Genomic DNA, 3814 nt, shown 5'->3' on the forward strand with positions numbered 1-3814 from the left:
GATCTTCATGCGGTCCTCGTATGCATCGCGTGGTTCGCGACGGATTGCTCGTGATCCCACCAGTCGAGCGCCTGCACGAGCGCGTCGGGCGCATCGGGATCGATACGCGTCACGCACTCCGGCGGCAGCTGATGTCGGAACCAGGTCCGCTGTCGCTTGGCATACTGTCGCGTTTCGATGATGACTCGCTCGATCGCCGCATCGAGCGCGCGTGCACCGGCTCCAGCATCGAGCGCATCGCGCACGACGCGAAAGCCGCTGGCAGACCACGCGGGTGCATCGGGCGGGATCGCCTGCCTCAGTCGTTCGACTTCCTGCACGAATCCGTCAGCAATCATCTGGTGTACGCGGTGGGCGATGCGCGCGGCCAGAACCGGCCCGGGATCCACTACAAGATACCGTACCGTGGGCGAGGGCGAGGGATCGAATGCAGTATCCAATGCGGTGTCGGATGCCGCGTGCGGCCCGCTAACGGGCCGGAGCGCATCGCTGAGGCGGGTACCGGCGAGCAGCGCGGTTTCAATCGCGCGCCGAAGCTGCGTGCGGCCCAGATGCGCGCGAGCCGGATCGAGACGTCGACACCAGCGCGTGAGCTCATCGAGCGAACATGCCGCCATCCAGGCATCGAGCGCGTCGCGTCGGGCGGGATCGAGTGTCGGTACGGCATCCAGCGGAGACACGAGCGCCTTCACGTACAGGCCCGTCCCGCCGACGATGACCGGCGGGGTTCCCGCGTTCGCGGCTTCGAGCGACCATCGCGCCGCATCAGCAGCCCAGCTATGCGCCGAGTAGCGCATGGTAGGTGGTACGACGTCGATACCGTAGTGAGGCACCGCTTGGCGATCGGCGAGCGAAGGCTTCGCCGTGCCGATGTCGAACCCCTGATAGACCTGCCGCGAGTCGGCGCTCACGATGGCGAGGCCGCGCGCGCGCGCGAGGTGCATTGCCAGCGTCGACTTTCCGGCGGCCGTCGGGCCGACAATGATCCGATGCGGCGTTGACGACCGTGACCCGGCGTCGTCGATTCGCACGGTGGTCACTTGCGCCCGAAACGCCGGTCGAGCTCGTCCCATGACAAGCGCACAATCGTGGAGCGACCGTGCACATCGTGGGCCGGTAACTTGGTATTGGCCAGCGCGATGTAGAGCGCGCGCATCTCGCCCGGTGACATCACGTCACCGGCTTTGATGGCGGCTTTGCAGGCGAAGGTGGCAGCGAGCCGTTCATGGCGCTTGGCATCCCCGGCGGCGCGATCACCGGTCAGTGCAGCGAGGGTTTCGCGTAGACACCGCTCCGCGTCGAAGCGTGGGTGCGGCATCGGCACGGCATTCACGAGCAGTGAGTGCCCTCCGAATCCCTCCATCTCGAACCCGAGCTTCTCGAACGACGCACGATTGGCCTCGAACGCCTCGGCTTCGTCGGGACCCAGGTGCAGTGTCATCGGGAAGAGCAGTCGCTGCGACGGCGCCTCTCCGCGCTCGAGCACGCCAAGAAAATCTTCGTAGAGCACGCGCTCGTGCGCCGAGTGCTGATCGATGAGGATCACGCCGTCGTCGTGCTCGAACATGAGGTACATGCGCCGCAGCTGCAACAGCGGCGGCACGGAGATCGGCGCGTCGTCCACGTGCCGCGCGTGATCCGTGCGATCGTTCGGCGCCGTGGTAGCCACGGCGTCCTGTCGAACCGTGTTCGCGTCGGTGATCACGTTCGTGTTCACGGATGTCGGCGCGAAGAGTCCTTCGGCGGCCGGCGTGGCGCGCAGCGCGGACGGGTCCATCGCGTGGACGTCCTGGCGCCACGAGGGGGTGGCTGCGGGGGTCCAGGTACGCCATCCAATGCCGGCACTGGCGTCGAACACACCCAGCGCGCGGCGCACCGCATTCTCCACGGCCCGCTCGGTCGGCCACCGATCGCGCAGTCGCACTTCGGTCTTTGCCGGATGCACGTTCACGTCGACATCACCGCCGGGTACGTGCAGCGACAGCACGAGCGATGGGCGCACGCCGGACGGCAGCGTGGACCGATAGGCCGCTTCCGCGGCGCGCACGATCCCGTGGTCGCGCACGACGCGTCCATTGATGATGAGCAGCACGCGGCGGGTGGCCGTGCCGACATCGGCCGGACGTTCGACCATGCCCGTGATGTGGATCGGCCCTTGCACGTCGTCGAGGTCGATGAAACGTTGCACGTCGCCATGCCCCCACAACACGGCCAGACGGGCGCGGAGCGTGGGCACGGCGGGCAGATCGAGTGCGAGCTTCCCATCGTGGCGGACCGTGAAGTGCACGTCACGACGCAAGGCGCTGATCGCATGCATGGTGTCCACGATACCGCGCCATTCCGATCGCGCGCTGCGCAGAAATTTCTGACGCGCCGGTGTGTTGTAGAACAGCCGCTGCACCGACACCGTGGTGCCGCGACGACGGGTCGCGTCCCGCGTTTCCAGAACCGCTCCGGCGGCTGCGCGCACCTGCGTGCCGGCACCGTCCTCCGTTGCGGTTTCGATCATCACCTCGGAGACGGACGCGATGGCGGGCAGCGCTTCACCGCGGAAGCCGAAGCTGCGCACCCCCACCAGCTCTTCGGCGGCAGTGATCTTCGACGTCGCGTGCCGCGCGAGACAGAGCACGGCGTCGTCGCGATCCATACCAGTGCCATCATCGGCGATGCGAATCAGCGCGCGGCCACCCTCTTCGATGGTGACGTCGACGGTGGTCGCACCGGCATCGAGCGCATTCTCGACGAGTTCCTTGACGACCGACGCCGGTCGTTCCACAACTTCACCGGCCGCGATCTGGTCGGCGACAGCACTGGAGAGAATGGCGATACGCGACATACGACAAGCTACCGAACGACGGTAGGCGATACGAGTGGAACGGTACGTCCGGCCGGTAACCATCCGCGACGGCCGTCGGCATGCAACACGCGGAGCCATCCCTCGCGGGCCTCTTCGACGCGTACGACGTCTCCGGTGGCAACGCCGCCCATGGCGTTCGCCTCACTGCCGGGTGCTGTGCGCATGGTTTCCGGACGCCGCACCACAAGCACGCCATTGGCATCGAGTTCCCGGAAGCCCCACGCGGCCGCCCCCCCGGTGCCCAGCGCGAGCAGCAGCGAGAACACCGAAGCCGTAGAAGCGAACCCCATCCACGCCGCTTCGCCTCCCCGCCGACGCTGCAGGCGGATGCCCGCGAGCAACAGCCAGCCCAGCAGCCACGCCGAGACGGCCGTCAGCACGAGGACCGACGCGGGAATCATCGGCACTTCGGCCACGCCGCCGCGCGCTCCGGCCGGGAGCGACGTGAGCCGCTCCTGCAGATCGACGGCCACGGGTTCGAGTCGAGCCGCACGCTGCCACGCGATCACCGCCGACACGGTGTCGGCCGCGGCCCAGGCGGCGGCGCCCCAGTTGGCGAGGAGGTCGGGGTCGGCTGGGCGCGCATCGACCGCTTGGGCAAACTGTTCGGCGGCGCGCGAATACTGACGCTGCAGGTAGAGTGCAGTGGCACGCGCCACGGTGGCCTCGAGTGCCGCGCGGTCAGGCGCCGATGAGTTGGCGGCCGATGCTGCGGCGGCCGATGCTGCGGCGGCCGATGCTGCGGCGGCCGATGCGGCGGCGGCCGATGCGGCGGGGGCCGACGGCACCGCTTGCACCGGCGTAGCCTGTATAGCAGCGGCACGGCGAGGCTGCGTGGCGAACGCCGCAGCCCCCAGCGCCAGGAAAAGGGCGAAGCGCGCCTGTGCATGCCGCGCCGATCGGATGGTACGCGCGTGCGTGACGGCTTCGGCGTCAATGCGTGCGAGCACACTCTCA

3 protein-coding genes are annotated in these 3814 nt (G+C 68.3%); all 3 read right to left on the reverse strand.

The window, feature by feature from the left end:
• Positions 1–5 precede the first annotated feature (5 nt).
• Positions 6–1040 carry a tRNA (adenosine(37)-N6)-dimethylallyltransferase MiaA gene (gene miaA, locus ACESNG_RS16740; protein WP_373069870.1) on the reverse strand — a complete coding sequence of 345 codons (1035 nt, stop codon included), beginning with the start codon at positions 1038–1040 and terminating at the stop codon, positions 6–8.
• Complete coding sequence (gene mutL / locus ACESNG_RS16745) at positions 1037–2836, reverse strand: DNA mismatch repair endonuclease MutL (protein WP_373062664.1); 1800 nt, start codon at positions 2834–2836, stop codon at positions 1037–1039. The genes miaA and mutL overlap by 4 nt, the downstream gene beginning before the upstream one ends.
• An 8-nt stretch (positions 2837–2844) precedes the next feature.
• Positions 2845–3814, reverse strand: a 970-nt coding sequence (locus tag ACESNG_RS16750; protein WP_373069872.1) for an SH3 domain-containing protein, incomplete at its 5' end; no start/stop codon positions are given.

It is taken from the genome of Gemmatimonas sp. (assembly GCF_041689975.1).
Lineage (GTDB): Bacteria > Gemmatimonadota > Gemmatimonadetes > Gemmatimonadales > Gemmatimonadaceae > Gemmatimonas.

Bases quoted from the DNA above. Each gene is read 5' to 3' on its own strand.
- mutL (WP_373062664.1), bottom strand. From the start codon at position 2,836: ATGTCGCGTATCGCCATTCTCTCCAGTGCTGTCGCCGACCAGATCGCG.